The sequence below is a fragment of the Micromonospora sp. NPDC005252 genome, assembly GCF_042872475.1.
GTDB lineage: Bacteria > Actinomycetota > Actinomycetes > Mycobacteriales > Micromonosporaceae > Micromonospora.
On record NZ_JBIAKN010000005.1, the window covers coordinates 1 to 25,679 of the forward strand.

General features: G+C 72.4%; 24 protein-coding genes. 11 read left to right on the top strand and 13 right to left on the bottom strand.

The genetic code is table 11. From position 1 onward, the window contains the following. Positions 1 to 797: 797 nt before the first annotated feature. On the bottom strand, positions 798 to 4,313 hold the full coding sequence (gene metH / locus ACFYPH_RS16070; protein WP_387182371.1) for a methionine synthase: 3,516 nt from the start codon (positions 4,311 to 4,313) through the stop codon (positions 798 to 800). A gap of 262 nt (positions 4,314 to 4,575) precedes the next feature. On the opposite strand from metH, the gene ACFYPH_RS16075 reads away from it, so the two are divergent. Beyond that, entirely contained in the window at positions 4,576 to 5,445 is an 870-nt protein-coding gene (locus tag ACFYPH_RS16075; RefSeq protein ID WP_145782100.1) for a PAC2 family protein, read from the top strand. A 121-nt stretch (positions 5,446 to 5,566) separates the two neighbouring features. Next, complete coding sequence (locus ACFYPH_RS16080) at positions 5,567 to 6,358, top strand: GntR family transcriptional regulator (protein ID WP_387182374.1); 792 nt, start codon at positions 5,567 to 5,569, stop codon at positions 6,356 to 6,358. Positions 6,359 to 6,706: 348 nt separating this feature from the next. Here ACFYPH_RS16080 and mshC read toward each other — a convergent pair whose 3' ends face one another. From mshC to ACFYPH_RS16100, 4 genes are all read right to left on the bottom strand, one after another. Further along, a complete protein-coding gene (gene mshC, locus ACFYPH_RS16085) occupies positions 6,707 to 7,945 on the bottom strand; it encodes a cysteine--1-D-myo-inosityl 2-amino-2-deoxy-alpha-D-glucopyranoside ligase (RefSeq protein WP_355069177.1) in 1,239 nt (412 codons plus the stop codon). A 66-nt stretch (positions 7,946 to 8,011) separates the two neighbouring features. After that, positions 8,012 to 8,830 (bottom strand): SCO1664 family protein, encoded by an 819-nt coding sequence (locus tag ACFYPH_RS16090; RefSeq protein ID WP_355069179.1) that lies wholly within the window; start codon positions 8,828 to 8,830, stop codon positions 8,012 to 8,014. Beyond that, positions 8,827 to 9,408, bottom strand: a complete 582-nt coding sequence (locus ACFYPH_RS16095) for a DUF3090 domain-containing protein (RefSeq protein WP_354863290.1) — start codon at positions 9,406 to 9,408, stop codon at positions 8,827 to 8,829. Before ACFYPH_RS16095 ends, ACFYPH_RS16090 begins: the two co-directional genes overlap by 4 nt. Before the next feature lie 193 nt (positions 9,409 to 9,601). Beyond that, positions 9,602 to 10,315: an MSMEG_4193 family putative phosphomutase gene (locus ACFYPH_RS16100; protein ID WP_354863289.1), complete on the bottom strand. Its 714-nt coding sequence runs from the start codon at positions 10,313 to 10,315 to the stop codon at positions 9,602 to 9,604. A gap of 881 nt (positions 10,316 to 11,196) precedes the next feature. Between ACFYPH_RS16100 and ACFYPH_RS16105 the strand changes: the two genes are divergently transcribed. Beyond that, complete coding sequence (locus tag ACFYPH_RS16105; protein ID WP_387182380.1) at positions 11,197 to 11,754, top strand: hypothetical protein; 558 nt, start codon at positions 11,197 to 11,199, stop codon at positions 11,752 to 11,754. Between the two features lie 129 nt (positions 11,755 to 11,883). Here ACFYPH_RS16105 and ACFYPH_RS16110 read toward each other — a convergent pair whose 3' ends face one another. Together ACFYPH_RS16110 and ACFYPH_RS16115 are read right to left on the bottom strand one after the other, a co-directional pair. Then, complete coding sequence (locus ACFYPH_RS16110; RefSeq protein ID WP_354860360.1) at positions 11,884 to 12,720, bottom strand: undecaprenyl-diphosphate phosphatase; 837 nt, start codon at positions 12,718 to 12,720, stop codon at positions 11,884 to 11,886. Further along, positions 12,717 to 13,769: an LLM class F420-dependent oxidoreductase gene (locus ACFYPH_RS16115; protein ID WP_354860358.1), complete on the bottom strand. Its 1,053-nt coding sequence runs from the start codon at positions 13,767 to 13,769 to the stop codon at positions 12,717 to 12,719. The genes ACFYPH_RS16110 and ACFYPH_RS16115 overlap by 4 nt, the downstream gene beginning before the upstream one ends. A 187-nt stretch (positions 13,770 to 13,956) precedes the next feature. Between ACFYPH_RS16115 and ACFYPH_RS16120 the strand changes: the two genes are divergently transcribed. Next, complete coding sequence (locus ACFYPH_RS16120; protein ID WP_387182385.1) at positions 13,957 to 14,928, top strand: aldo/keto reductase; 972 nt, start codon at positions 13,957 to 13,959, stop codon at positions 14,926 to 14,928. A 174-nt stretch (positions 14,929 to 15,102) separates the two neighbouring features. Beyond that, positions 15,103 to 15,294: a DUF5703 family protein gene (locus tag ACFYPH_RS16125; RefSeq protein ID WP_039906151.1), complete on the top strand. Its 192-nt coding sequence runs from the start codon at positions 15,103 to 15,105 to the stop codon at positions 15,292 to 15,294. Between the two features lie 129 nt (positions 15,295 to 15,423). Here ACFYPH_RS16125 and ACFYPH_RS16130 read toward each other — a convergent pair whose 3' ends face one another. Continuing rightward, entirely contained in the window at positions 15,424 to 16,083 is a 660-nt protein-coding gene (locus ACFYPH_RS16130) for a hypothetical protein (protein WP_354860356.1), read from the bottom strand. Between the two features lie 58 nt (positions 16,084 to 16,141). Next, on the bottom strand, positions 16,142 to 17,470 hold the full coding sequence (locus ACFYPH_RS16135) for a M20/M25/M40 family metallo-hydrolase (RefSeq protein WP_354860355.1): 1,329 nt from the start codon (positions 17,468 to 17,470) through the stop codon (positions 16,142 to 16,144). 174 nt (positions 17,471 to 17,644) lie between these two features. Here ACFYPH_RS16135 and ACFYPH_RS16140 point away from each other — a divergent pair, with 174 nt between their 5' ends. Continuing rightward, the gene (locus ACFYPH_RS16140; RefSeq protein ID WP_354860353.1) at positions 17,645 to 18,253 is read left to right on the top strand and encodes a hemerythrin domain-containing protein; all 609 of its coding nucleotides are present in this window, start codon (positions 17,645 to 17,647) and stop codon (positions 18,251 to 18,253) included. A gap of 87 nt (positions 18,254 to 18,340) precedes the next feature. Continuing rightward, positions 18,341 to 19,312, top strand: coding sequence for a LysR family transcriptional regulator (locus ACFYPH_RS16145; RefSeq protein ID WP_387182390.1), 972 nt, complete (start codon positions 18,341 to 18,343; stop codon positions 19,310 to 19,312). A 15-nt stretch (positions 19,313 to 19,327) separates the two neighbouring features. Here the strand turns inward: ACFYPH_RS16145 and ACFYPH_RS16150 are convergent, their stop codons facing one another. Beyond that, positions 19,328 to 20,482 (bottom strand): FAD-dependent monooxygenase, encoded by a 1,155-nt coding sequence (locus ACFYPH_RS16150; RefSeq protein ID WP_354860351.1) that lies wholly within the window; start codon positions 20,480 to 20,482, stop codon positions 19,328 to 19,330. A gap of 23 nt (positions 20,483 to 20,505) precedes the next feature. Between ACFYPH_RS16150 and ACFYPH_RS16155 the strand changes: the two genes are divergently transcribed. Together ACFYPH_RS16155 and ACFYPH_RS16160 are read left to right on the top strand one after the other, a co-directional pair. Then, complete coding sequence (locus ACFYPH_RS16155) at positions 20,506 to 21,237, top strand: TetR/AcrR family transcriptional regulator (protein ID WP_387182393.1); 732 nt, start codon at positions 20,506 to 20,508, stop codon at positions 21,235 to 21,237. 80 nt (positions 21,238 to 21,317) lie between these two features. After that, complete coding sequence (locus ACFYPH_RS16160; protein ID WP_234582022.1) at positions 21,318 to 21,563, top strand: hypothetical protein; 246 nt, start codon at positions 21,318 to 21,320, stop codon at positions 21,561 to 21,563. A 56-nt stretch (positions 21,564 to 21,619) separates the two neighbouring features. Here the strand turns inward: ACFYPH_RS16160 and ACFYPH_RS16165 are convergent, their stop codons facing one another. The 3 genes from ACFYPH_RS16165 to ACFYPH_RS16175 are packed head-to-tail and all read right to left on the bottom strand — an operon-like array spanning position 21,620 to position 24,743. Then, a complete protein-coding gene (locus ACFYPH_RS16165) occupies positions 21,620 to 21,970 on the bottom strand; it encodes a DUF3140 domain-containing protein (protein ID WP_354860348.1) in 351 nt (116 codons plus the stop codon). Continuing rightward, positions 21,970 to 22,191 (bottom strand): hypothetical protein, encoded by a 222-nt coding sequence (locus ACFYPH_RS16170; protein WP_354860347.1) that lies wholly within the window; start codon positions 22,189 to 22,191, stop codon positions 21,970 to 21,972. Before ACFYPH_RS16170 ends, ACFYPH_RS16165 begins: the two co-directional genes overlap by 1 nt. After that, entirely contained in the window at positions 22,188 to 24,743 is a 2,556-nt protein-coding gene (locus ACFYPH_RS16175; protein WP_354860346.1) for an ATP-dependent Clp protease ATP-binding subunit, read from the bottom strand. Before ACFYPH_RS16175 ends, ACFYPH_RS16170 begins: the two co-directional genes overlap by 4 nt. A 140-nt stretch (positions 24,744 to 24,883) precedes the next feature. On the opposite strand from ACFYPH_RS16175, the gene ACFYPH_RS16180 reads away from it, so the two are divergent. Both ACFYPH_RS16180 and ACFYPH_RS16185 read left to right on the top strand, forming a co-directional pair. Next, on the top strand, positions 24,884 to 25,264 hold the full coding sequence (locus ACFYPH_RS16180) for a hypothetical protein (RefSeq protein ID WP_234582026.1): 381 nt from the start codon (positions 24,884 to 24,886) through the stop codon (positions 25,262 to 25,264). A gap of 152 nt (positions 25,265 to 25,416) precedes the next feature. Then, positions 25,417 to 25,677, top strand: coding sequence for a hypothetical protein (locus ACFYPH_RS16185; RefSeq protein WP_007076395.1), 261 nt, complete (start codon positions 25,417 to 25,419; stop codon positions 25,675 to 25,677). The last annotated feature ends 2 nt before the right edge of the window (positions 25,678 to 25,679 follow it).

Genomic DNA, 25,679 nt, shown 5'->3' on the forward strand with positions numbered 1-25,679 from the left:
TCCGGCATCGCCAACCTCCACAACATCATCCTCACCGGCTGACCACCAGCCCGGCCCCGGGCAACGCCTTCGCCCAGTTACGAGACGTCCCTTAGGGTCGAGAACGGACCGTGGCAGTTCATCGTTGTCCTGCCCGACCAGGGGCCTCCCCTGATCGCCCGCGCAACGGCCGACCGCTAGGCATCGGCCGCCACGGTCGGGCAGCAAACGGCGCAGCAGGCGTGTCGAACTTGCCATCCCGTCTGCCATCGACCCGACCTCCGGGGAGCGGGCCGCCGCCCGGCCCGCCAAGTCAAGCGGACCTTGACACAGGTTCGGACGCTGGCGGGCCGGGCGGTGGTCTGCTCGGCTAGCCCGGGTCGACGGCAGGCGGGATGGCCTACCGCAACCACCCACGGACCGCAAGCCGCCGGCGCAGCCCCGGCCATCCTGGAGCCGGAGCGCCCCCGCCGGAGGCGCAGTAACCGCAACCCCGCGACCGCCGCCAGCTCGCCGACGCGGCCGGCGTGCGCTCCCCTACGCCGCGTGGGCTCGTGGCCGCGCGGCCCGGCCGGCTGCCGGCCCACCAGATCCCCGGTCAACGCCCCTGTCGTTCTGCGGCGGCCCACCGGGCTCCCCGCTCTCCGCGCCAGCCGCCGGGCATCAGGCGTGACGGCCGCAGAGCGACAGCGGCGCGGCCGTCACGCGCCCAGGCGGCGGCGCGTGCGGCCCGCTTGTCGGGCCGCCTTGAGACGGCATGATCATGGTTCAGCGGCCTTCCGAACGATCTCAGGCGCAGGTCAGGGAACCGGTGCCCGTTACTTGGCGTTGAAGTAGCTCGCTTCCGGGTGGTGGACCACGATGGCGTCGGTGGCCTGCTCCGGCATCAGCTGGAACTCCTCGGACAGCTCCACGCCGATCCGCTCCGACCCGAGCAGATCCACGATCTTCGCCCGGTCCTCCAGGTCGGGGCAGGCCGGGTAGCCGAACGCGTACCGGCAGCCCCGGTAGTCGTTGCGCAGGATTCCGGCCAGGTCGCTCGGGTCGTCGTGGCCCAGCGGACGCCCGTCGGGCAGGGTCAGCTCGGCGCGGATGCGCCGGTGCCAGTACTCGGCGAGGGCCTCGGTGAGCTGCACGGACAGCCCGTGCACCTCCAGGTAGTCGCGGTACTCGTTGCGGGCGAACAGCTTCGCCGCGTACTCGCTGACGGGTTGCCCGACGGTGACCAGTTGCAGCGCGACCACATCGAGCTCGTCGCCCTTGGACTTGAAGAAGTCGGCCAGGCAGAGCCGTCGCTCCTGGCGCTGGCGGGGGAAGGAGAACCGGGCGCGCTCCGCGTGCCCGTTCTCGTCGAGCACCACCAGGTCATTGCCTTCGGAGTACGCGGGGAAGTAGCCGTACACCACGGCTGCCTCAAGGACCTGGTCGGCGATCAGCCGGTCCAGCCAGTACCGCAGACGCGGCCGGCCCTCGGTCTCGACCAGCTCGTCGTAGGAGGGCCCGTTGCCACCCCGGGCGCCGTTGAGCCCCCACTGCCCGCGGAACGTGGCCCGCTCGTCGAGCAGCGCCGCGTAGTCGGCCATCGGTACACCCTTGACCACCCGGGTGCCGAAGAACGGCGGGGCGGGCACCTCCACGTCCAGCGCCACATCGGAGCGCACCGAGGAGTCGTGCAGCTCCGGCAGGGACTCGGTGACCATGGTGCGCTGCCGTTCCCGGCGGGCACGACGGGCCGCCAGGGCCGCCTCCCGCTCCGGGTCGATCACCGGCGCTCCGCCGCGCTTGGCGGTCATCACCTTGTCCATCAGGGACAGACCCTCGAACGCGTCCCGCGCGTAGTGCACCTCACCGGGGAACATCGACCGCAGGTCGTCCTCGACGTACGCGCGGGTCAGCGCCGCCCCACCCAGCAGGACCGGCCAGCGGTCGGCGACCCCGCGCGTGGCCATCTCGGCCAGATTCTCCTTCATGATGACCGTGCTCTTGACCAGCAGCCCGGACATGCCGATCGCGTCGGCGCGGTGCTGCTCGGCGGCGTCCAGGATGGCGCTGATCGGCTGCTTGATGCCGATGTTGACGACCTCGTAGCCGTTGTTGGACAGGATGATGTCGACGAGGTTCTTGCCGATGTCGTGCACGTCGCCGCGCACGGTGGCCAGCACGATGCGGCCCTTGCCGCCGTCCTCGGTGGTCTCCATGTGCGGCTCCAGGTACGCCACCGCGGTCTTCATCACCTCGGCCGACTGGAGCACGAACGGCAGCTGCATCTGCCCGGAGCCGAACAGCTCGCCGACGACCTTCATGCCGTCCAGCAGGATGTCGTTGATGATCGACAACGGCGTTCGGCCGCCGGCCATCGCCTCGTCCAGGTCGGCCTCCAGGCCGTTGCGCTCACCGTCGATGATGCGCCGCTTGAGCCGCTCGTCCAGGGGCAGCGCCGCCAGCTCCTGCGCACGGGTGGCGCGCGCGCTGGTCACGTCGACGCCCTCGAAGAGCTCCAGGAAGCGCTGCACCGGGTCGTACCCCTCGCGGCGCCGGTCGTAGACCAGGTCGAGCGCGACCTCGCGCTGCTCGTCGGGGATCTTCGACATCGGCAGGATCTTGCTGGCGTGCACGATGGCCGAGGTCAGGCCGGCCTGGACGCACTCGTGCAGGAACACCGAGTTGAGCACCTGCCGGGCCGCCGGGTTGAGCCCGAAGGAGATGTTCGAGATGCCCAGGGTGAAGTTGACCCCCGGGTAGCGGGTGGAGATCTCCCGGATCGCCTCGATCGTCTCGATGCCGTCGCGGCGGGTCTCCTCCTGACCGGTGGCGATCGGGAACGTCAGCGCGTCGATCAGGATGTCGGCGCGGTCCATCCCCCACCGGCCGGTCAGGTCGTCGATCAGCCGTGCCGCGACCCGGACCTTCCACTCCTTCGTACGCGCCTGGCCCTCCTCGTCGATGAGCAGCGCCACCACCGCCGCGCCGTGCTCGCGCACGACCGGCATGACACGCGCGTACCGGGAGTCGGGGCCGTCGCCGTCCTCGAAGTTGACCGAGTTGACCACGCACCGGCCGCCGAGCATCTCCAGCCCGGCCTCGACGACGGCCGGCTCGGTGGAGTCCAGCATGATCGGCAGCGTCGACGCGGTGGCGAACCGGCCGGCCAGCTCGCGCATGTCCCGGGTGCCGTCGCGCCCGACGTAGTCCACGCACAGGTCGAGCAGGTGCGAACCGTCGCGGGCCTGGCTGCGGGCGATCTCCACGCAGGCGCGAAAGTCACCGGCGAGCATCGCCTCCCGGAACGCCTTCGAGCCGTTGGCGTTGGTCCGCTCCCCCACCATCAGCACCGACGCGTCCTGGGCGAACGGCACCGGGTGGTAGACCGACGAGACACCCGCCTCGTGCTGCGGCTCGCGGGCCGGGGCGGTGACACCGTGCAGCCGCTCGGCCAGCACCCGGATGTGCTCCGGCGTGGTGCCGCAGCAGCCGCCGACGAGCCCCACGCCGTACTCGGTGACGAACCGCTCCAGGGCGTCGGCCATCTCCACGGGAGTCAGCGGGAAGTACGCGCCGTCGGCGGTCAGCACCGGCAGGCCGGCGTTCGGCATCACCGACACCGGGATGCGGGAGTGCTGCGACAGGTAGCGCAGGTGCTCGCTCATCTCGGCCGGGCCGGTGGAGCAGTTGAGCCCGATCAGGTCCACCCCGAGCGGCTCGATCGCGGCCAGGGCCGCGCCGATCTCGCTGCCCACCAGCATCGTGCCGGTGGTCTCCACGGACACCTGGCAGATGATCGGCACCTGCTGCCCCAGCTCGGCCATCGCCCGCTTCGACCCGACGACCGCCGCCTTGACCTGCAACAGGTCCTGGCAGGTCTCGATGATCAGAGCGTCCGCGCCGCCGTCGATCAGGCCGGCGGCGTTCTCCTGGTACGCGTCGCGCAGGGTCGCGTAGTCGGCGTGCCCGAGGGTCGGCAGCTTGGTGCCCGGCCCCATCGAGCCCAGCACGAACCGGGGCCGGGCCGGGGTGCTCGCCGCGTCGGCGGCCTCCCGCGCGATCCGGGCGGCCGCCGTCGACAGCTCCCGGATGCGGTGCGGGATGTCATATTCGGCCAGGTTGGCCAGGTTGGCGCCGAAGGTGTTGGTCTCCACGCAGTCCGCGCCGGCGGCCAGGTAGGCGTCGTGCACCCCCCGCACCACGTCGGGACGGGTGACGTTGAGGATCTCGTTGCACCCTTCGAGCCCGTCGAAGTCGTCGAGCGTGAGGTCAGCGGCCTGCAACATCGTGCCCATCGCCCCGTCGGCGATGAGGATCCGATCGGCCAGCACATCCAGCAACGAAGTCCGCACCCGTTCAGGTTAGTGCGATCCTGCGTGAACCCGAGCGCCGTCCGGGCCCGATCCCATATTGTGTCGGGCGGATCACGCTGTCCGGTTCGCCGCCGTATGCCCGGTGGTGGACCGGGCGGACCGGCGCGGCCGACGGGCCGCATCCCTGCCCGGCACGTAGGCTGGCGGACGTGAAGGACAACAGGGACGCCGCCGTGCACCACGGCCCGACGACCGGGCGCGGTTCCGGTGTCGGCCGCGACGAGCAGGGTGAGGTGACGGCGTGACCGAGTTCGACGGACTGCCGGTACTGCGGTCCCCCGTGGCCATTGCCGCATTCGAGGGTTGGAACGACGCCGCCGACGCGTCCACCGCGGCCGTCGAGCACCTGGAGCAGGTCTGGAACGCGCGGCAGATCGCCGAGCTGGACCCGGAGGACTTCTACGACTTCCAGGTCAGCCGGCCCACCATCACCATGGCCGACGGGGAGACCCGCCGGGTGGAGTGGCCGACGACCCGGTTCATGGTGGCGAGCCCCGAGGGCACCGACCGGGACGTCGTGCTGATCCGGGGCATCGAGCCGAGCATGCGCTGGCGGACGTTCTGCGAGCAGGTTCTGGAGATCTGCCACAGCCTGGAGGTGGAGCGGGTGGTGCTGCTCGGCGCGTTGCTGGCCGACGTGCCGTACACCCGGCCGTTGCCGATCAGCGGCAGCGCCTCCGACGCGCAGGCCGCGGAGCGCTACCAGCTCACTCCGACCCGCTACGACGGCCCGACCGGCATCGTCGGCGTGCTGCACGACGCCTGCGCCCGCGCCGAGGTCGACGCCGTGTCGTTCTGGGTGCACGTGCCGCACTACGCCAACAACCCGCCCTGCCCCAAGGCCACCCTCGCCCTGCTGCACCGGGTCGAGGAGGTCGTCGACCTGCCGGTGCCGATGGCCGACCTGGCCGAGGAGTCCGCCGAGTGGGAGCAGCGGGTGCGCAGCGCCGCCGAGCAGGACGCCGAGCTGGGCGAGTACGTCCGCGAGCTGGAGGAACGGGTCGGCGACGAGGGCATCACCCCGTTGACCGGTGACGAGATCGCGCAGGAGTTCGAGAAGTACCTGCGGCGTCGGGGCGGTTCGGCCGGCCCCACCGCCGGCTCCTGGTAGCACTGTTCACTGCGGGCCCTCGGACCTTTGTGGTCCGGGGGCCCGTTTTCGCGTGTCCGGGGTGGCGCCGTCACACCCTCTACGGCATCCTAGGAACCTAGATGTGATCAAGGAGGCGGGTGTGCAGATCAACCCCGGCGCGGCCGAGTTCCCCCACCGGCAGATCGCCGCGCAACTCAAGGACCAGGTCCGCCGCGGTGACTGGGGGCCGGGCGAACGGCTGCCGTCCATCCCGGCCATCGCCGAGATGTTCGGCGTCGCCAAGCAGACCGTGCAACGCGCCGTCGACCAGCTGCGGGTCGAGGGCATCCTGATCACCAAACCCGGCTCCGGTACGTACGTCCGGGGCACCCGGCGCCGACTCAACCGGCTCTCCCGGGGCCGGTACGGCGGTTTCCGGGGCTACCACACCGACCTGGCCGCTCGGTACCGCCAGCAGCTCGTCTCGGTCGGCCGCGCCCCCGCGCCCGCCGAGGTCGCCGACGCGTTCGGCGTCTCCGACGGCACGGACCTGCTCTGCCGCCGCCACCTCGTGCGCACCGACGACTCCCCCGTCGAGGTGGGCGCCTCCTGGTTCCTGCCCGCCGACACCGCCGGCACCTCGCTGGAGCGCGCCGAGGCGTTCGGCCGGCCGCTCTACCAGGAGGCCGAGGAGGCCACCGGCCGGCGGTACGTCTCGGCCACCGACACGATCAGCGCCCGCCAGCCCAGCCGGGAGGAGGCCGAGACCCTCCAGATCCGGCCCGACACCCCGGTGCTGCACCTGCTGCACGTCGCCTTCGACGCGAACCGCAAGCCCATCGAGGTGGCCCAGGCCACCTGGCCCGGCCCGATGACCACCCTCACCGAGGAGTACAAGATCCCCGGCCCGACCCCCGACCCGGAACCCGACCCCGGCCTGGTCCTGGGCTGACCAGCTCGTCACCGCGCCCCGGTGCCGCCCAGCCGTCTGCGTCCGCTCGTCGCGGTGCTGGTTCGGGGGGTGGGCCGGCATTCGTTTCCGCGGGTGGGGTCGGATGCGGCGGCCGAGGAGGTCGACGCCGGTGCGCGGTGACCCGCGGCGCGGTCAGGGCCTCGAGATGGCTGGGTGCCATCCACGCTGTTGGGCGTCATTCCTCAGAGTCATATTCATACCGCAGAGTCATGAGGGTCGAACGCGAACCCGCCCCCGGCCGGCGTCGGCCACCACGTCCTGCGCGCTGCTCCGACAGGAAACCGTCTCCCGCGCCGCGGAGGGCTGCGGCGTGGCCGTGGACGCGGGTCAGAGGCGGATGCCGAGGAGGGCGTCGACGGTCTTGGCGAAGAGGGCGGGGGCCTCGGCGTCGTCCGTGGCGCCGGACAGGGTCACGTCGGCCCAGCGGTCGGCCACGGCCAGGGCGCCCGGGGTGTCGAGGTCGTCGGCCAGGCGTTCGCGTACCCCGGCCAGCAGCTCGGCCCCGGACGGCCCGGCGGGCGCGGCGGCGGCCCGCCGCCAGCGGTCCAGGCGCTCCTGCGCGGCCGTGAGCAGCTCGTCGGTCCACGTGCGGTCGCCGCGGTAGTGCCCGGAGATCAACGCCAGCCGGATCGCCATCGGGTCGACCTTGTCGGCGCGCAGCCGGGAGACGAAGACCAGGTTGCCGCGCGACTTGGACATCTTCTCGCCGTCCAGGCCGATCATCCCGGCGTGCACGTAGTGCTCGGCGAACGGCGCCTGGCCGGTGAGCCGCTCGGCGTGCGCGGCGGACGCCTCGTGGTGCGGGAACAGCAGGTCGTTGCCGCCACCCTGCACGTCGATCCGGTCGCCGAGCAGGTTCAGCGCGATGACCGCGCACTCGATGTGCCAGCCCGGCCGGCCCGGGCCCAGCTCCCCGCCCGGCCAGGACGGCTCCCCCTCGCGGGCGCCGCGCCACAGCAGCGGATCGAGCGGGTCGCGCTTGCCGGCGCGGTCCGGGTCACCGCCGCGCTCCGGGAAGATCTCCAGCATCTGCTCGCGGGTCAGGTTGGACTCGTAGCCGAACCGGCCGGTGGCGGAGATGTCGAAGTAGACGTCGCCGGTGCCGTCGTCGAGCCGGTACGCGGCACCGTCCTTGAGCAGCACCTCGACCTTGTCGGCGATGTCCGGGATCGACTCGACGGCGCCCACGTAGTGCTCCGGCGGGATGATCCGCAGCGCCTCCATGTCCTCGCGGAACAGCGCCGTCTCCCGCATCGCCAGGACCACCCAGTCCTCGCCGTCGCGGGCGGCCCGCTCCAGCAGCGGGTCGTCGATGTCGGTGACGTTCTGCACGTAGCGCACCGGGCGCCCGGCGTCCCGCCACATCCGCTGCACCAGGTCGAACGTGATCATGGTGGCGGCGTGGCCGAGGTGGGTGGCGTCGTACGGGGTGATGCCGCAGACGTACATGCTTCCCGCGTCGACCGGCTCGCTCGGGTGGACGCCCTGCCGCGCCGAGTCGTACAACGCCAGCGGCTCGCCTCTGCCCGGCAGCCGTGGCACCTCGTGTCCCGCCCAAGACTCCATGGCCTCAGCCTAACCAGCCCTCAGGCGGCACCGGGCCGCCCCACGGGTGATCAAGATGACAGCGGTTCACATCGGCGGCCAGGGCACCGCCGGCCAGTCCTCCGGCGGCTGCGGAAAGCGGCCGGTCTTGCGCAGAACGTCGATGCGGGCGGCCAACTCGGCGATCTCGCTGATCGTCAGGTGATCGGCCAGCTCGTCGCCGAGCGCCCCGGCGACCTGCCCGGCAAGGCCGTCGAGCATCTCCACGGCGTCCGGCGGCAACTGCTTTCCGGCCCAACCCCACAGCACCGTCCGCAGTTTGCCCTCGACGTGGAAGCTCACCCCGTGGTCCACGCCGTAGATCCGGTCGTCCGCGCCGACCAGCACGTGGCCGCCCTTGCGGTCCGCGTTGTTGATCACCGCGTCGAGCACCGCGAGACGGGCCAGCCGGGGGTCGTCGGCGTGGGCGAGGGCGTACGCGACGCCGTCGTCGTCCCGCGCCGCCGCGATGGGGAACCAGCGTGGCGGTAGCTCGTCGGCCGGCACGAACCCGACGAGCGGCTCGGCGTCGTCCGGCTCGTCGATCCAGAGCTGGCAGGAGCCGGGGCCGAACGGCCCGTCGCGCAGCACGGTGGGCGGCACCAGACCCCAGCCGGTGGCGTCGGAGACCAGGAACGCCGACACCTCCCGCCCGGCGAGGGTGCCGTCCGGGAAGTCCCACAGCGGGCGCTCGCCGCGCACCGGCTTGTAGACACAGCGGGCCGTGACCCCGTCGAGGGTCAGGATGCCCCGCAGGGTGGTGTTCGACGCGTCGACCAGCCGGCCCTCCAGGTCGAGCGTGCCGTCGCGCAGCAGCCGCAGCGCGGCGTCACCGTCGCGCAGGGGCTCGAGGCCGGACAAGGTCACCGGTGGTAACCGTTGTGCCGCGGGCACAGGTGCCCGGCGGGATCCAACGGCTGGCCGCACAGGGGGCACGGCGGCCGGCCCGCGTTGACCACGCGCCGGGCCCGCTCGATGAACTGGCGGGTGGCCTGCGGGGTGAGCCGGACCCGAAGCCGGTCCAGGTCCTCGTCCGGCTCGTCGTCCTCGTCCTCGTCGTCTTCGTCGTCCTCGTCGCCCAGCTCGACCTCGGGCTCGACCTCGCCAGCGGCGATCGCCTCGATCACCACGGTCGCGGTGTCCACGTCGAAGGCCAGCCCGAGGGTCCCGACGCGGAACTCCTCGTCGACCGGAGTGTCCAGCGGCTCGTTGTCGCCGATCACCGGCGCCAACTCGGGCAGGTCCACCCCGAAGCGACGCTGCGCCTCGGTGAGCAGCTCCTCCAGCTTCTCGGCGAGCAGGGACACCTGGACCTTCTCCAGCGCGACGCTGACCAGCCTGCCGCCGCCGCGGGCCTGCAGGAAGAACGTGCGCTCCCCCGGCGGCCCGACAGTCCCGGCGACGAACCGCTCCGGCGGTTCGAAGGCGTGCACCTGGTGGGTCATACCCACGACCCTATCCGGCCCGCCATGGCATCGCGCACCCCACCGACCCGAATCACCGCAGGGGCAACGCGCCCGGTGTATCGGGGGCCACACCCGGGCGTGGCGGCCCCTCGGGCCGTGGCGGCGTCGACGTTCGCGGGGGTCGCGGCCCCGGCCGTGGCGGCCTTGGTCGGTGGTGGCGTCACCGCGCGCGTCACCTGGCCGCACCAGCCCCGCCGCCCACGGCGGCGTCCGAGTCGGCCGCCCGGGTGGCCCGCCGACGCCGCTTGCGCGGCGGTGGAACCAGCGCGGCGAGGTCACCGCCGGTGTCGTTGAGCCGCACCAGGAACGGTCGCAGCGGCGTGAAGCGGATCGCGGTCACCGACGCCGGGTCGGCCACGATCCGCTGAAAAGCATCCAGGTGTACGCCGAGCGCGTCCGCCACGATGGCCTTGATCACGTCACCGTGGCTGCACGCCAGCCAGACCGCCTCGGGCCCGTGCTCCGCGCTCACCCGGGCGTCCCAGTCGCGTACGGCCGCCACCGCGCGGGCCGCCATCGCCGCCATCGCCTCCCCCTGCGGGAAGACCGCCGCGCTGGGATGCTGCTGGACCACCGGCCAGAGCGGCTCCTTGGCGAGCTTCTTCAGCGGCTGCCCCTCCCAGCTGCCGTAGTCGCACTCGATCAGCCCCTCCTCGACCACCGGCGTGGCCTGCGGCACCGCCAGTTCCAGGGTCTGCCGGCAGCGGATCAGCGGACTGGTGACGACCGCCGCGAGCGGCACCGCCCGCAACCGTTCCCCCACCGCCGTGGCCTGGGCGCGCCCGGTGTCGTCCAGCTCGACCGGCTGCCGACCGGCCAGGCCGCCGTCGGCGTTCGCCGTGGTACGGCCGTGTCGCAGAAGCAGAAGGGTCGCCACACCGATCACCCTAGGGCCTCACCCGTGCCTCCGATCGCCGCGGGCTCCGTGCCGCACCCCGTGCCGTTCTCCGAGGCCGGGCTCCGAGGCCGGGCTCCGAGGCCGAGTTCCTTGATCGACTCGGGCTCTTGAATGTCGGGGTGTCCCGGTCGTCCGGATGCCCCGGTTTGCAGGAACCCGAGTCGATCAAGCCTGAGGGTTCCCGCTCGCTTGGTATGACGATGTCGCCGACCTGGAGTCGATCATCGCCGGGCAGCCCGCCTGACGCGCCCGGCCTGTCCAGTCGGGCGTGATGTCCGCTTGGCGACGGCTGACGACGGCTGACGCGTTCGGCAATGATCGACACGGTATCGGCGATGTGGGGATGTCCCGCTCGGCTGATACGGCGATGTCGCCGACCTGGAGTGGATCACAGCCGGGCGACCGGCCTGACGCGCCCGGCCTGGTGTGTTCTGGGCCTGGTGTCTGGTTCGGGCCGGCGCTCACCTGTGACCGGTCGCATCCGTGGGCTGGAATCGTGGCGGGCCGGGGGTCGTTACATACCCTGACGATCGCAGGACCACGGCCCACCCCGCCCGTTCGACCGGCGGGGGAATGGCCAGCCGGGCCGGGTCGTTGCAGACCCCCCGGAACGACCGCAGGCCCCGCCGACCGGTGCGCCCCTCCGGCCCACCGCCGCGGGAATCCCCCCGGCCCGACGGTCGTTACACACCGTCCCGGCGCCACGAGCCCCCCGCTCGCAGGCCGCCGCGCCGCGAGCCCCGGCTCGCAGGCCGCCCCCCAGACTTTTCCCGCTTGATAGTGCAGCGCCCGACGAGGTGCTCACACCCGCGGCACCGCTTCCCCCGGAACGGTGCGCTGGTGTTCCTACCCCCGAAGGAGCTACCCCCATGAACACGATCTTCCGTAAGAGCATGCTGTCCGTTGCTGGTCTCGCGTTCGCCGGTGGTGTCTTCGCCGGTCCGATCGCCGCCCACGCCAACCCCGTCGATGCGAAGCCCGTCGCCGCCGTGCAGACGGCGGTGTCGAAGCCGCAGGGCAACCAGTCCCACATCAGCCTCAACGACGAGCAGACCGGCAACGCCAAGGCGATCATCGCCGCCACGAAGAAGGCCGGCCTGCCCGAGCGGGCCGCGGTCATCTCCATCGCGACGAGCCTGCAGGAGTCGAAGCTGGAGAACCTCGGTCACCTCGGCGACATGAACGATCATGACTCGCTGGGCCTGTTCCAGCAGCGCCCCTCCAGTGGTTGGGGCACCCCGGAGCAGATCACCAACCCCGAGTACTCCACCACCGCGTTCCTCAAGGGCCTGCGTCAGGTTGACGGGTGGCAGGACATGCCCCTGACCCAGGCCGCGCAGACCGTGCAGGTCTCCGCCTACCCGGACGCCTACGCCCAGTGGGAGCAGCAGGCCACCGACCTGGTTGGCCAGCACTGGAACAGCTGACCGCACGAACCAATGGCCGGCACCCCGAACCCGGGGTGCCGGCCCATTGTCATGCCCGCGAGATCTTGGACAGTTTCCGTCAGCTGCTGACGGAAACTGTCCAAGATCTCAACGGAACGACGCCGCTGATCAGGTGGCGCTGATCGTGCCGGTCAGCAGGAGAGCCAGGACCAGGGTGCCCAGCGCGACCCGGTACAGCACGAAGACGTACAGGGTGTGGTGGGCGACGTAGCGCAGCAGCCAGGCGATGGCCGCGTAGCCGATGCCGAAGGCGATGGCGGTGGCCACGATCGTCTGGGCCACGGTGGGCACGGACGTGCCCGGGGCGGACGGTTCGAAGACGTCGCCGAGGCTGAACACCCCGGACATCACCACCGCCGGGATGGCCAGCAGGAACGAGTAGCGCGCCGCCGCCTCCCGGGTCAGGTTGAGCAGCAGGCCGGCGGTGAGCGTGCCGCCGGAGCGGGACACCCCGGGGACCAGGGCCATGGCCTGGGCGAAGCCCATGACCACGCCGTCTTTCATCCGGAAGTTCTCCAGCGTGCGCGTCTGCCGGCCCCAGTACTCGGCGAACGCCAGCACGAACGCGAACACGATCAGGGTGGTCGCCACCACCCACAGGTTGCGCCCGGCGGTCTTGATCTGGTCCTTGAAGAGGAACCCGAACAGCCCGATCGGGATCGAGCCGACGATCACGTACCAGCCCATCCGGTAGTCGAGGCTGGAGCGCACCGACGTGTCGCGCAGCCCCACCAGCCAGGTACGGGTGATCCGCCAGATGTCCTTCGCGAAGTAGATCAGCACGGCTGCCTCGGTGCCGAGCTGGGTGACGGCGGTGAACGACGCGCCGGCGTCGCGGTCGAAGAAGATCGCCGAGGTGATCCGCAGATGCCCCGACGAGCTGACCGGCAGGAACTCGGTCAGCCCCTGGACGACGCCCAGGACGATGGCCTCGATCCAGGTCACTCGCCGACTCCGGAGAGGTCGAGCGCCTCGGCGACGGTACGCAGGGTCTGCACGCCGCTGTCCCGGTCGGCCACGAACAGGGTCACCGACAGCGTGGTGACGCCGGAGGCGGCGTACTCCCGCAACCGTTCGGCGATGCGCTCCTTCGGGCCGAGCAGCGAGGTGCGGTCGATGAACTCCATCGGCACCGCGGCGGCCGCGTCGCGCTGCCGCTTGGCCAGGTACAGGTCCTGCACCTCGCGGGCGGCGTCGCCGTAACCCATCCGGGTGGCGAGCTGGTTGTAGAAGTTCTGCTTCCGGCTGCCCATCCCGCCGACGTAGAGCGCGGCGTACCAGCGCACCAGCTCGGCACAGGAGGCCACGTCGTCGCCGATGACGACCGGCACGGAGGGCACCACGTCGAAGCCGGCCAGTTCCTTGCCGGCCTTGGCCCGCCCGGCGGCCACGGCGGCGAGGTGCTCGTCGGCGAACTCCGGGGCGTAGAACACGGCGAGCCAGCCATCGGCGATCTCGCCGGCCAACTCCAGGTTCTTCGGCCCGACCGCGGCCAGGTAGATCGGGATGTGTTCGCGAGGTGGGTGGAAGCTCAGCCGCAGCGCCTTGCCGGGGCCGTCGGGCAGCGGCAGCGTGTAGTGCTCGCCGTCGTACGCCACCTCCTTGCGGGCGACGGCCAGCTTGACGATGTCGACGAACTCGCGGGTCCGGCCCAGCGGCTTGGCGAACCGCACACCGTGCCAGCCCTCGGAGACCTGCGGGCCGGAGACGCCGAGGCCCAGCCGGAACCGGCCGCCGGAGAGCGCGTCGATGGTGGCGGCGGTCATCGCGGTGGCGGCCGGCGTACGGGCGGGGATCTGCATCACCGCCGAGCCCACGTCGATCCGTTGCGTCTGGCCGGCCATCCAGGCGAGCATGCTGGGCGAGTCGGAGCCGTAGGCTTCCGCCGCCCACACCACCGAGTAGCCGAGGCGATCCGCCTCCTGGGCCAACGCCAGGTGGTCGGCCGGCGTGCTCCACGCCGTCTGGTATCCAAGGCTGAGCCCGAGTCGCACTGGTCCTCCCCCATCCGTGGCACAGGTCGCACCAGGTTACGCAATGCCGAAAACGGACCCGATCACCGGCTCACCGCCAATGATTCCCCGTCCGTCGCGGTGCCCGCCGGAGGCGGAACCGGCAGAACCGGCAGAGATGACGGGAGCGAGGATATCCGTGGCGGCGGGTTCGAAATAAGGTTCACCCATGCAACAGCGACCGCTCGGCCGAAGCGGGCTGGCGGTTTCGCGGCTCGCGCTCGGCACCATGACCTGGGGCCGGGACACCGACGCCGACGATGCGGCCGCCCAGCTGAAGAGTTACCTGGACGCGGGCGGCAACCTGATCGACACCGCCGACGTGTACGGCGACGGCGACGCCGAGTCGGTGATCGGGTCGCTGCTGGGCAGCCTCGTACCGCGCGACGAGCTGTTGATCGCCACCAAGGCGGGGTTGCGGCCGGGCAGCGGTCGGCGTCGCGACGGCTCCCGAGGCCACCTGCTGCGCACCCTCGAGGCGTCGCTGCGCCGGCTCGGCACGGACCACGTCGACCTGTTCCAGGTGCACGGGTACGACCCGGACACCCCCCTCGAAGAGACCCTCGCGGCGCTGGACCACTCGGTGGCCAGCGGAAAGGTCCGCTACGTGGGTGTGTCGAACTTCTCCGGCTGGCAGACCGCGCGGGCCGCCGCCTGGCAGACGGCCTGGCCGGGCCGGGCGCCGGTGGTCGCCGCCCAGGTGGAGTACTCGCTGCTGGAGCGGGGCGTGGAGCGGGAGGTGCTGCCGGCGTGCGACGCGTTGGGCCTCGGCGTGCTGCCCTGGTCGCCGCTGGGTCGGGGTGTGCTCACCGGCAAGTACCGGCACGGCCGGCCGGCGGACTCGCGGGCCGCCTCGCCGCACTTCGAGCGGTTCGTCTCCACGTACCTGGAGCCGCGCTGCTCGAGCATCGTGGAGGCGGTGGCGACCGCGGCCGGCGGCCTGGGGGTGTCGCCGCTGGAGGTGGCGCTGGCGTGGATCCGGGACCGACCGGGGGTGACCGCGCCGATCCTCGGCGCCCGGACGGTCGGGCAGCTGCTCGGCGCGTTGCAGGTCGAGCGGATCACGCTGCCCGAGGAGATCACCACCGCGCTGGACGACGTCTCGTCGGTGCCCATCGGCTACCCCGAGCGCGACGGGTGAGACGCGGGCGCTCACCGAACCGGCGCTGACCGGGGCGCCTGCTAACCGCGGGCGGCTCCCGCGCGGCGAAGACCACGCGCGGGCGCCCGGGGCGGCACGAACCACGCAGGGCAGCGGCGTTGGTCACCCCGCAGGGGGTGGCGAACGGCCGCTGGGCTGGGCAGCATGGACGGCATGGACTACGAGTACGCGCCGCTGCGGCTGCCGCCGAACGTCGACCGGTTGACCGCCGCGGCGCAGTTGGCGATCCAGGCGGAGTTCTCCGGATGGGAGTTGGCCCGGGTGCGGCTGTTCCGTGACGGCACGCGGCAGGTCATGCTGCGCCGTCGGCGGGTCAACCAGCCGCAGCCGGGCCTGTCGTACTGACACCGGGCCGGGACGGGCGGTGACACGCCCGGGGCCCGAACCGCGAACGGTTCGGACCCCGGGCGTCACCTGGCCTCGTGCCTGGCCCTCGGTCGGTCCGCGGCGGAGGAGCCCCGGCCGACGCCGGCCCTAGTGCTGGTGCCCGGCGTGGTCGTGGTCGTCGTCGAGCTCCAGGAACGGGTGCTCGTCGAGTCGACCGACGAGCCGGTCGTCGCTCGCCGGCTGGAACGGGCCGGCGGCGTCGTCATCGTCGAACGACTCCAGGTCCACGGGTGTGCCCACCTCGCTGACCATGACCACCCCGTCGAGGGGCTCCAGCTCGGGGACGTCCAGCGCGCCGAGCGAGCCGTCGCCGCTCTGCAGCAGCTCCAGCACCGCCTCGCCGACGCCCTCCACCGGCGCCGGCTCGTCGTCCTCCGGGGTGCCCTCGCGCCGGGCCGCCTCGGCCGCCCGCAGCAGCGCGGAGATGCTCGGCACCCGGTAGTCGCGGCGTTGACGTACCGAGATCACCCGCGGGTGGGGGTCGCTGGCCTCGGCGCCCTCGCCGCCGAAGCGCTCGTCGGCCTCGTCCGGGTCGATCGAGTCGACGTCCCACGGGGTCACCTCGCCGAAGGCGTCGAGCAGTTGCTCGTCGTAGGCGAAGGACGCGTTGTTCAACGCCACGTACGCCTGCCAGACGTCGTCGTCGTCGACGCGGCCCTGCGCGGCGCGTACGGCGGCCAGGTGGTGGCGGGCCGCTTCGATCACCCGCTCGAGAGCGGCGTCCAGCTCACCGTGCTGGTCGGTCATGTGGGGCAGTCCCTTCACGATGGGGAGATAACGCGCCGGGTGCAGCTACCGGACACGGTTAGCAGGTGCGGAGGAACCGGTCGAGAACCCGCACGCCGAACTGTAGTCCGTCGACCGGAACGCGCTCGTCGATGCCGTGGAACAACGCCGAGAAGTTCAGGTCGGCGGGCAGCCGCAGCGGCGCGAACCCGAAGCAGCGGATGCCGAGCTGCGAGAACGCCTTCGCGTCGGTGCCGCCGGAGAGCATGTACGGCACCGGCCGGGCGCCCGGGTCCTCGGCGCGCAGCGCCGCCGACATGGCCTCGACCAGGTCGCCGTCGAAGGTGGTCTCCAGTGCCGGCTGTCGCTGGACGTACTCGATGGCGATGTCCGGGCCGACCAGCTCGCGCAGCTGCCGCTCCAGCAGCTCGGACTGGCCGGGCAGGCTGCGGCAGTCGATGGTGGCGGTGGCGCGGCCGGGGATGACGTTGTCCTTGTAGCCGGCGCTGAGCCGGGTGGGGTTGGCCGTGTTGCGGATGGTCGCCCCGATGATGTTGGCGATCGGGCCGAGCTTGGCGATGGCCGTCTCCGGGTCGTTCGGGTCCAGCTCGATGCCGAGCAGGTCGGAGACCTCGGTCAGGAACGCCCGCACGGTGTCGGTGACCACCACCGGGAAGCGGTGCCGGCCGATGCGGGCCACGGCCTCGGCGAGGGCGGTCACCGCGTTGTCGTCGTGCACCATCGATCCGTGCCCGGGGCGGCCCTTGGCGTGCAGCCGCAGCCAGTCGATGCCCTTCTCGGCGGTCTCGATGAGGTAGAGCCGCTGGCTGTCGTTGACCGAGTAGGAGAAGCCGCCGACCTCGCCGATGGCCTCGGTGCAGCCGTCGAACAGGCCGCGGTGGTTCTCCACCAGGAAGCGCGCGCCGTAGTCGCTGCCCGCCTCCTCGTCGGCGGTGTACGCGAGCACGATGTCGCGCGGGGGCCGTACGCCGGTGCGCTGCCAGTGCCGCACCACGGCGAGCACCATCGCGTCGAAGTCCTTCATGTCGATGGCGCCACGGCCCCACAGGTAGCCGTCGCGCTCTTCGCCGGAGAACGGGTGCACGGACCACTCGTCGGCGTCGGCGGGCACCACGTCCAGGTGGCCGTGCACCAGCAGCGCGCCCCGGCTCGGGTCGGCGCCGGGGATGCGGGCCACCACGTTGGCCCGGCCGGGGGCGGACTCGTGCAGGACCGATTCGACGCCCACCTCGGCGAGTTTCTCCGCCACGTACTCGGCGGCGCGGCGCTCGCCGACGCTGGTGTCGTTGTCCCCCGTGTTGGTGGTGTCGATGCGCAGCAGGTCGCGGCAGAGGTCCACGACCTCCGCGCTGGGGTCCGGTCGGGCGGAGGCGGCGTCGCTCGTCATCGCCCCTTCATACCAGCCCGGGGTGACCGGCGGGCCGGCGCACCGGCGTGCCGGGGCCGGGCATTCACCTCGGCGGATCCGCGTGCCGGTTTCGCGGCGTCCGCGTTCGGGTACCGCCGCCCACGACCGCACATCCCCTGCCGGAGCTTCCGCCCGCCAGTCGAGGAGGGCACCATGTCCGCCGTCCCCCTGCCCCCGTTGCCGCCCGCGCCCGCATCCGAGGAGGGTTACCGGCCCGGTGGCCGCAGCATCGCCGACATCGTGGACCGCGAACACCGGCAGCTGCTGGCTCTCGTGGACCAGCTGACCGGCCCGGACGCCACCCCGCAGGAGGGGCTGGCGGTGCTCACGGCCGCGCTGTCGCGGCACGTCTCCGCCGAGGAGCAGTACCTGCTGCCGGCGGTGCGGGCGGCGCTGCCGGCCCAGGCCGACCGGGTGGACGCGGAGATCGACGCTGACGCCGCGCTGCTGGCGGCCCTGAAGGGGCTGTCCGACGAGACCCTGACCGAGGTCGCCGAGCGGGTCCGCCGGCACGTCGACGGGGTGGGCGCGCTGGTGGCCGAGTTGCGCGCGGTGGCCACCGGGGAGGAGCTGATCCGGCTGGGCAACCGGTTGGAGATCGCCGAGGAGGCCGCGCCGACCCGGCCGCACCCGGGCACCCCGGCCACGCCGCCGTGGAACCGGATCGTCGAGCCGGCGGTGGGTGTGGTGGACAAGGTCCGCGACGCGGTGACGCGGCGGCCGACGTACCTGGCCGACCTGCCGGAGCCGCCGCGCGACTGAAGCGCGGGCCGCGCCACGAAATGCATTCAACGTCACCGATTCGCTTGGCCTCTTCCGCAGGCTGCGACGTGGTCCTACCGTCACCGTATGAACCTGGAGCTGCGACACCTGCGGGTGGTCTGCGCGATCGCGGAGACAGGGAGTGTGACCAAGGCGGCGTCGGCGCTCGGGCTCGCCCAGCCGGCGCTCACCGCTCAGCTCCAGCGGATCGAGCGGACGCTGGGCGGGCCGCTGTTCGACCGGGATCGGCGCGGCGCCCGGCCCACCGCGCTCGGTGAGCTGGTGCTCGCCCGGGCCCGGGTGCTGCTGCCGGCGATGAAGGGCCTGCAGGACGAGGCGGCACGGCTCGCCGGGGCGGGCGCGGCGCCTCGCTGCTACCGCCTCGGCGGGGTGAACAGCCCGATCCTGGGCCGGTTGGTGCACCGGCTGGCCGCCGAGCAGCCACCGGCCCAGATCACCACGTACGCCTCGTGGTCGGTCGACGAGCTGGCGCAGTTGGTGGCCGGCGGGCGGTTGGACTTCGCCCTCACCGGCGTGTGCGGCGACGCCACCCCGTCGGCCGCGTTCGGGTTGCGCTGGCGGGAGGTGGCCATCGACCCGGTGCTGGTGCTGCTGCCGGAGACCCACCCGCTCGCGGAGCGGGCCGAGGTGCGCCTGGCGGACCTGGGTCACGAGCAGTGGGTGGCCGCGCCGGGCGACGGCTGCTTCGGCGACTGTTTCGCCGCCGCGTGCGCCCGCGCCGGCTTCACCCCCCGCAAGGTGTACGAGACCGACATCCGCGGCTGTGTCGACCTGGTGGAGGCGGGCGTGGCGGTGGCCCTTTGCCAGGCGACGTTCCGCCCGGTCGCCGGCCTGGTCACCCGGCGGCTGGCCGGTGTCCCGCTGCGCTGGCGGCTGCTGCTGGGGTGGCATCCGGACTCGCCCGCCGCCGAGGACGCGGAGCTGGTGCTGGCGACGGCGAAGGCGGCGTACACCGACTCGCTGGCCCCGCACCCCACCTACCTGGACTGGCTGGTGCGCAATCCGGGTTTCGGCGTCCGGCAGCCCAGCGGGGTGTGAGGGCCCACGGGAGGTCTAGCGGGGCGCGGCGACGGGTTCCTCGTCCCCGGAAGAGGGTTTGGCGGACCGTGGCGTGAAGAAGCGGACGAGGTCGTCGGCCGCCGTCGGGGACAGCATCATCGCCTGAACTCGTGCGCACATCTCGGCGATCGGCTCGATCCTCGCGAACATCGCCTCCTCGTACGCCCGGATCGCCGCGTCCGGGTCGGCGGGGTTGGCGGCGAGTTCGCGTGCGAGTTCGGCGGCGTCCAGCATGGCCTGGTTGGCGCCCTCGCCGACCGGCGGCATGAGGTGCGCGGCGTCGCCGAGAAGCGTGGTTCCCGGCCGGTGGGCCCAGCGCGCGCCGACCGGCATCGCCTCGACCCGGCGCGGCGTCGGCGGGCTGTCGGCCGCGTCGATGAGGGCGGTGAGACGGGCGTCCCAGCCGTCGAACAGGTCCAGCAGGGCACGCGTGTCACGGTAGGCGTCGAGGTCGCGGTCGTCGGCGGGCAGGGAGATCCCGACCCGGATGCTGCCGTCGCCGAGGCGTTGCGCCGCGAGGATCTGGTTCACGCCGACGCACCACAGGTTTCCCGGGCCGACCAGCTCGGCGAGATCCGGGTGGCGTCGGTCGGCGTCGTCGATGGTCAGCTCCACGTGGCTGGACACGTGGGACAGTCCCGCGTCGGTCAGCAGCGCCCGGACGACCGAGCGCGCGCCGTCCGCGCCGACCAGGATGTCGCAGTCGGCGCGGTGGCCGCCGTCGAAGGTCAACCCGAAGCCCCCGCCCGGTCGTGGCGTCGCCGCGACGAGGCGGTGCCGCCACGCCACCGCGTCGGGCGGCAGCGAGTCGAGCAGGAGATCACGCAGGACGGTGCGGTCGATCTCGGGGCGGCCGGCGAACGAGCCGGGGCGGGGCGTGTGGTGCACGAGGGTGCGCCCGGCCGGGTCGAGGATGCGATGTTCCTCGCCCTCGGGCCGCGCCTCGGAGCGGAACCGGTCGTCGAGACCCGCCTCGGCGAGGGCCAGTTGCCCGGACTCCGGGTGCAGGTCGAGCATTCCGCCCTGGGAGCGTGCGGATCGACTCGCCTCGCGTTCGTAGACCACCGCGTCGATGCCGTGCCGGTGCAGGATCCGTGCCAGCGTAAGGCCGCCCAGGCCACCACCGGCGATCGCCAGTCGCATCCTCATGCCCTTACCGTACACTGTATCGCGTGGATACATCGTACGGTAGCGAGGTCGTGCCCATCTGGGAACGCCCGGAGCCCCAGCCCCGGGCGACGCCGGTGCCGTTGAGCCGCGCGAAGATCGCCGCCACGGCGATCCGGCTCGCCGACGCGCACGGCCTCGACGGACTGTCGGTTCGCAAGATCGCCAAAGAGCTCGGCGTCGGTCCGATGCGGCTCTACGACTACGTGGCCAACAAATCGGAACTGCTCGACCTGATGGTCGACGCCGTCTATGCCCAGATCGCCGAGACCGGCCAGCACTCCGGGTGGCGGGCCACGGTGCTGGCCGTCTTTCGGCGGACCCGCGCCGCCGCCCTCGACCACGAGTGGTTCTCCGACCTGCTCGGCGGCCGGCCACACCTGGGCCCGCACGCGCTGGCCGTGGGCGAGATGAGCGCGGCGGCCCTCAGCCAGGCCCCCGGCATACGCGACATCGACGACCTCCAGCGGGCCCTGGGCGCCCTCAACGCCTTCGTCGTCGGCGCCCTGCGCCGAGAGGTCACCGAGCGGCGCACCGCCCGCTTCACCGGCACCGATGTCGGCGCCTGGCAGGCCAGCCTCGGCCCGTACCTGACCCGCATGCTCGACACCGGTCGCTACCCCACCGTCGCCCGGCTCGTCATCGAGGGCGCCCACCTCAGCGCCGAGGAGACCTTCGACCACAACCTGACCACCATCCTGGACGGCATCACCGGCCACCCCCACCCGGGCGAGTAGTCCCGGCCACGCGACCGGGACGTCGGCTACTGCCTGGTCGGTGGCGGTGCGAACGGCCGCTGTCGGGGTATCTGGCGGACATGACCGATCTCTACCCGCCCGCCGACGACCGGGAACTGCTCCGCCAGGCCGCCGCCGCGCACACCGCCGCCACCCGCCAGGTGGAGGCGTTCCTGCGCCGGCTGCCGGAGGTGCCCGACCCGGCCGACGTCACCGAGTACGCCAACCTGCTCACCCGGGAGGACCAGACCCGGGGCGAGCGCGACGCCGCCGCCGACGCGGCGGGACTGACCATCGGCAGCCTGGAGTCCGACCAGGGCCAGTAGCGGCATGCGACGGTGCCGCCCCGCACCCGGGACGGCACCGTCGCGTACGGCATCGCTCAGCGTTCGACGAGAGGGTCGTGGCCGAGGTCGAGCAGCGAGTGCCGCCACTTGTCGTCGGCGTTGCCGCGCTGGGGCTTGGCGTCCATCAGCTCACGGATCCGCTCGACCGCCTCCCGCATCACCTCGATGTCCTCCGGGGTCAGGTCGACCTTGCGCTTGTTGAGCACCTTGAGGATCTCCCGTCCCGGCTGGGGCAGGTCGAGGTCCGGGTTCGGGCTGAACGACTCCTCGCCGGAGCCCCGGGTCAGCAGCCAGGTGCGCAGCTGCTCCGACGGGACGTTGACCTCGGCGTGGAAGTCCTCCCAGAGCACTTCCACCTCGGGGTCGATCCGCGTGTCGCGTACCATCAGGTCTCCTCTCGACGATGGTGACCCGACGTCTCCGGGTCGTCCTGGTCGGTCTTCGGATGCAGGCCCTCGGCGGGCACCCGCGTGCGGCGCGGGTTCGCGGTCGGGGGCGCCAGGATCGGGTCGGGATGGTCCTCGTCGTCGTCCTCGTCCCGGGGCTTGGCGGACTCCGCGTGCTCACGCGGGTCCTCGTGGTCGTCTCGTCGCGCCGGCCCGGTCATCGCGGGTGTGTTGTCGTGGCGGCGGTGTACCCCCGCTCACCTGCGGTCACGTCGAAGGTGAGCTGCCCGTCGCGGGCGTCCACGATGACCTTCTGCCCGGGCGAGATCGCCGACTCCAGCAGCATCCGCGACAGGTGGTTGTCCACCTCCCGCTGAATGACCCGGCGCAGCGGACGGGCCCCGAACTCCGGCTGGTAGCCGTGCTCGGCCAGCCAGTCGATGCCGGCGGTGGTGAACTCCACCTGGATGTCCTGGGCGTGCAACCGGCGGCGGGTCTCCTCCAGCAGCAGCGCGGTGATGTCGCGCAACTGCTCGGCCTCCAGCCGGCGGAAGATGATGACCTCGTCGATGCGGTTGAGGAACTCCGGCCGGAAGTTCTCCTGCAGGCGGCGCATCAGCCGTTCGCGCAGCTCGTCGTTCTCCTGCTCGCTGCCGGGCGCGCCGGTGCCGAACCCGACGGCCCGCTGGGTTCCGGTGATCAACTCGGAGCCGAGGTTGCTCGTCATGATCAGGACGGTGTTCTTGAAGTTCACCGTGCGGCCCTGGCTGTCGGTGAGCCGCCCGTCGTCGAGCACCTGGAGCAGGATGTTGAACACGTCGGGGTGGGCCTTCTCGATCTCGTCGAGCAGCACCACCGCGTACGGGCGGCGGCGCACCGCCTCGGTGAGCTGACCGGCCTCCTCGTAGCCGACGTACCCGGGTGGGGCGCCGACCAGCCGGCTGACCGTGTGCCGCTCCTGGAACTCGCTCATGTCCACCCGGACCATCCGGTCCGCCTCGCCGAACAACGCCTCGGCCAGGGCGCGGGCCAGCTCGGTCTTGCCGACGCCGGTGGGGCCCAGGAACAGGAAGCTGCCCATCGGGCGTTCCGGGTCGGCCAGCCCGGCCCGGGAGCGACGCACCGCCTCGGCCACAGCGGTGACCGCGGCGTCCTGGCCGACCACCCTCTCGTGCAGGTGGCCCTCCAGGCGCAGCAGCCGGTCGCGTTCCTCCTCGGTGAGCTGGCTGACCGGGATGCCGGTGGCCCGGGAGACCACCTCGGCGATCTCCTGCGGGCCCACCTCGGGCACCTGCGAGGTCGAGCCGTCAGCGCCCCTCGCGCGGCGCATCTCCTCCTCCAGCTCGGAGATCCGGTCCCGCAGCGCCGAGGCCCGTTCGTACTGCTCGTCGGTGACGGCCTGCTCCTTGTCCCGGCGTACGTCGTCGAGCTGCTGTTCCAGCTCCCGCACGTCGGACGCCGGGGTGCGGGTGCGCAGCCGGACCCGGGCGCCGGCCTGGTCGATCAGGTCGATGGCCTTGTCCGGCAGGAACCGGTCGGTGACGTACCGGTCGGACAGCTCGGCGGCGGCGACCAGCGCCTCGTCGGTGAAGCGCACCTGGTGGTGGGCCTCGTACCGGTCGCGCAGGCCGCGCAGGATGGCGATCGTGTCGTCGACGCTGGGCTCGGGCACCAGCACCGGCTGGAACCGCCGGGCCAGCGCGGCGTCCTTCTCGATGCTCTTGCGGTACTCGTCGAGCGTGGTCGCGCCGATCACCCGCAGTTCGCCCCGCGCGAGGGCGGGCTTGAGCATGTTGGACGCGTCCATTCCGCCCTCGCTGCCGGCCCCACCGGCGCCGACCAGGGTGTGGATCTCGTCGAGGAAAATGATCAGCTCGTCCCGGTGCGCCCGGATCTCGTCGATCACCTTCTTGAGGCGCTCCTCGAAGTCACCCCGGTAGCGGGTGCCGGCGACCAGGCCGGCGAGGTCGAGCTGCACCACCCGCTTGCCGAGCAGGGTCTGCGGCACGTCGCCGTCGCAGATCCGCTCGGCCAGACCCTCGACGATCGCGGTCTTGCCGACACCGGCCTCGCCGATCAGCACCGGGTTGTTCTTGGTCCGCCGGGACAGGATCTCCACCGCCTGCTCGATCTCGTCCGCCCGCCCGATCACCGGGTCGATCTGGTCGGCGCGGGCCAGGTCGGTGAGGTCCTGCCCGTACTGGTCCAGGGTGGGTGTGCCGCGGTCCGGCTTCGGCCCGGTCATCGGGCCGCGTTCGGCGTTGGCGGCCTGCAACGACTCGGGCTGGATCCGACCGGCGGCCAGCATCCGCCCGGCCGGCGACTCGGGGTTGAGCGGCAGGGCCATCAGGATGTGCTCGGGGCCGATGTAGTTGGCCCCCATTGCCCGGGACAGTTGGTGGGCGTCGAGCAGCGCCCGCTTGGCCGCCGGGGTCAGCGACAGGTTGGGCGGCACCTCCCCGCGCGGCGCGCCGTCGCCCTTGCCGCCCAGCGCGTTGAGCAGGGTGTCCGGGTCGGCGCCGGCCCGGCGTACCAGGTCGCGCAGGGGTTCGCGTTGCAGCGCAGCCCAGAGCAGGTGGTCGGTGTCCAGGTCGTTGCTCTGCCGCTGCGCGGCACGGCGGGCCGCGTCGGCCAGCATCTCCCGCGCGTCGGCCGTCATCAGTCGGGTGATGTCGACCCGGTGCGGCGGTCGGCGTCCTCCCTCACCCCGGCCGAAGTACCGGGCCAGGAATTCGTCCCACGGGTCGGAGCCAGGGTCACCGGGTCCCATCATGTCTGTCCTCCGCAGTCGGGCGCGGCACGGTCGCCAGGGGCTACCCGGCGCTCGGCCCGACAAACGCCGCAGGCGGCGGCGCTCACCGCGATATGGAGTGGCACCGGGCCGGCGCCGGCCGCAGGTGGCAGGCTGACGCCATGACTGAGAACCCGCTGCTGATCGTGGACGGTGCCAACGTGGTGGGCTCGCGCCCGAACGGATGGTGGCGGGACCGGGCCGGGGCCGCCGCCCGGCTGCGGGACTCCCTGGCCCCGGTGGCCGCCACGGGCCTGCCCGCCCGTCTGACCGCCCCGGTCGAGGTGGTCCTCGTGGTCGAGGGCGCTGCCCGGGACGTGCCCGGCACCGACGACGTCCGCGTGGTCTCCGCCCCCGGCTCCGGCGACGACACGGTGGTCGAGCTGGTGCAGGCGGCGCCGCAGCGCCGTCGGCTGGTCGTCACCGCCGATCGGGAGTTGCGCGAGCGGGTCACCGCCCTCGGCGCCGAGGTGTACGGCCCGCGCTGGCTCCGCGATAATTGAGAAGTTCTCATACTGGGACTCCCACAGAACGGACTCCCGGCACTTCAGGTGGGTTAACGGTCAGTCGGGCAGGAACACCGCCAGGGCGGATGTTCTCCCATGGACGTCAGTAAGCTCTAATGGAGATCTCCCCGCCCCCAGGAGGTTCCGCCGTGGCGAGCGTCGCCGAGCTGAAGGCTGCCATCGATGTCGCTCTCCAACAGATCGGCGACGGGCAGACAGCCGTCCAGGCGGCCGGTGAGAAGCTCGCCGAGGCGCAGCAGACCCTGGCCGGCGCGCTGGAGGGCAGCGGGCACGAGACGGTCGAGGCGGCCCAGGCGTCGCTGACCCAGGCCAGCCAGGAGCTGGAGGAGTGTCTCGCCGCGACACTGGTCGCGGTCGAGCAGGCGCAGCTCTACGTCTCCACCCTGTAGGC

What these genes read in the sequence shown, in the direction of transcription:
- ACFYPH_RS16140 (WP_354860353.1), top strand. Translation starts at nt 17,645, where the DNA reads ATGTCCGCCGTCCCCCTGCCCCCGTTGCCGCCCGCGCCCGCATCCGAG.
- ACFYPH_RS16105 (WP_387182380.1), top strand. Translation starts at nt 11,197, where the DNA reads ATGAACACGATCTTCCGTAAGAGCATGCTGTCCGTTGCTGGTCTCGCG.
- mshC (WP_355069177.1), bottom strand. Translation starts at nt 7,945, where the DNA reads ATGGAGTCTTGGGCGGGACACGAGGTGCCACGGCTGCCGGGCAGAGGC.
- ACFYPH_RS16150 (WP_354860351.1), bottom strand. Translation starts at nt 20,482, where the DNA reads ATGAGGATGCGACTGGCGATCGCCGGTGGTGGCCTGGGCGGCCTTACG.
- ACFYPH_RS16130 (WP_354860356.1), bottom strand. Translation starts at nt 16,083, where the DNA reads ATGACCGACCAGCACGGTGAGCTGGACGCCGCTCTCGAGCGGGTGATC.
- ACFYPH_RS16165 (WP_354860348.1), bottom strand. Translation starts at nt 21,970, where the DNA reads ATGGTACGCGACACGCGGATCGACCCCGAGGTGGAAGTGCTCTGGGAG.
- ACFYPH_RS16170 (WP_354860347.1), bottom strand. Translation starts at nt 22,191, where the DNA reads ATGACCGGGCCGGCGCGACGAGACGACCACGAGGACCCGCGTGAGCAC.
- ACFYPH_RS16120 (WP_387182385.1), top strand. Translation starts at nt 13,957, where the DNA reads ATGCAACAGCGACCGCTCGGCCGAAGCGGGCTGGCGGTTTCGCGGCTC.
- ACFYPH_RS16180 (WP_234582026.1), top strand. Translation starts at nt 24,884, where the DNA reads ATGACTGAGAACCCGCTGCTGATCGTGGACGGTGCCAACGTGGTGGGC.
- ACFYPH_RS16135 (WP_354860355.1), bottom strand. Translation starts at nt 17,470, where the DNA reads ATGACGAGCGACGCCGCCTCCGCCCGACCGGACCCCAGCGCGGAGGTC.
- ACFYPH_RS16175 (WP_354860346.1), bottom strand. Translation starts at nt 24,743, where the DNA reads ATGATGGGACCCGGTGACCCTGGCTCCGACCCGTGGGACGAATTCCTG.
- ACFYPH_RS16145 (WP_387182390.1), top strand. Translation starts at nt 18,341, where the DNA reads ATGAACCTGGAGCTGCGACACCTGCGGGTGGTCTGCGCGATCGCGGAG.
- ACFYPH_RS16095 (WP_354863290.1), bottom strand. Translation starts at nt 9,408, where the DNA reads ATGACCCACCAGGTGCACGCCTTCGAACCGCCGGAGCGGTTCGTCGCC.
- ACFYPH_RS16125 (WP_039906151.1), top strand. Translation starts at nt 15,103, where the DNA reads ATGGACTACGAGTACGCGCCGCTGCGGCTGCCGCCGAACGTCGACCGG.
- ACFYPH_RS16160 (WP_234582022.1), top strand. Translation starts at nt 21,318, where the DNA reads ATGACCGATCTCTACCCGCCCGCCGACGACCGGGAACTGCTCCGCCAG.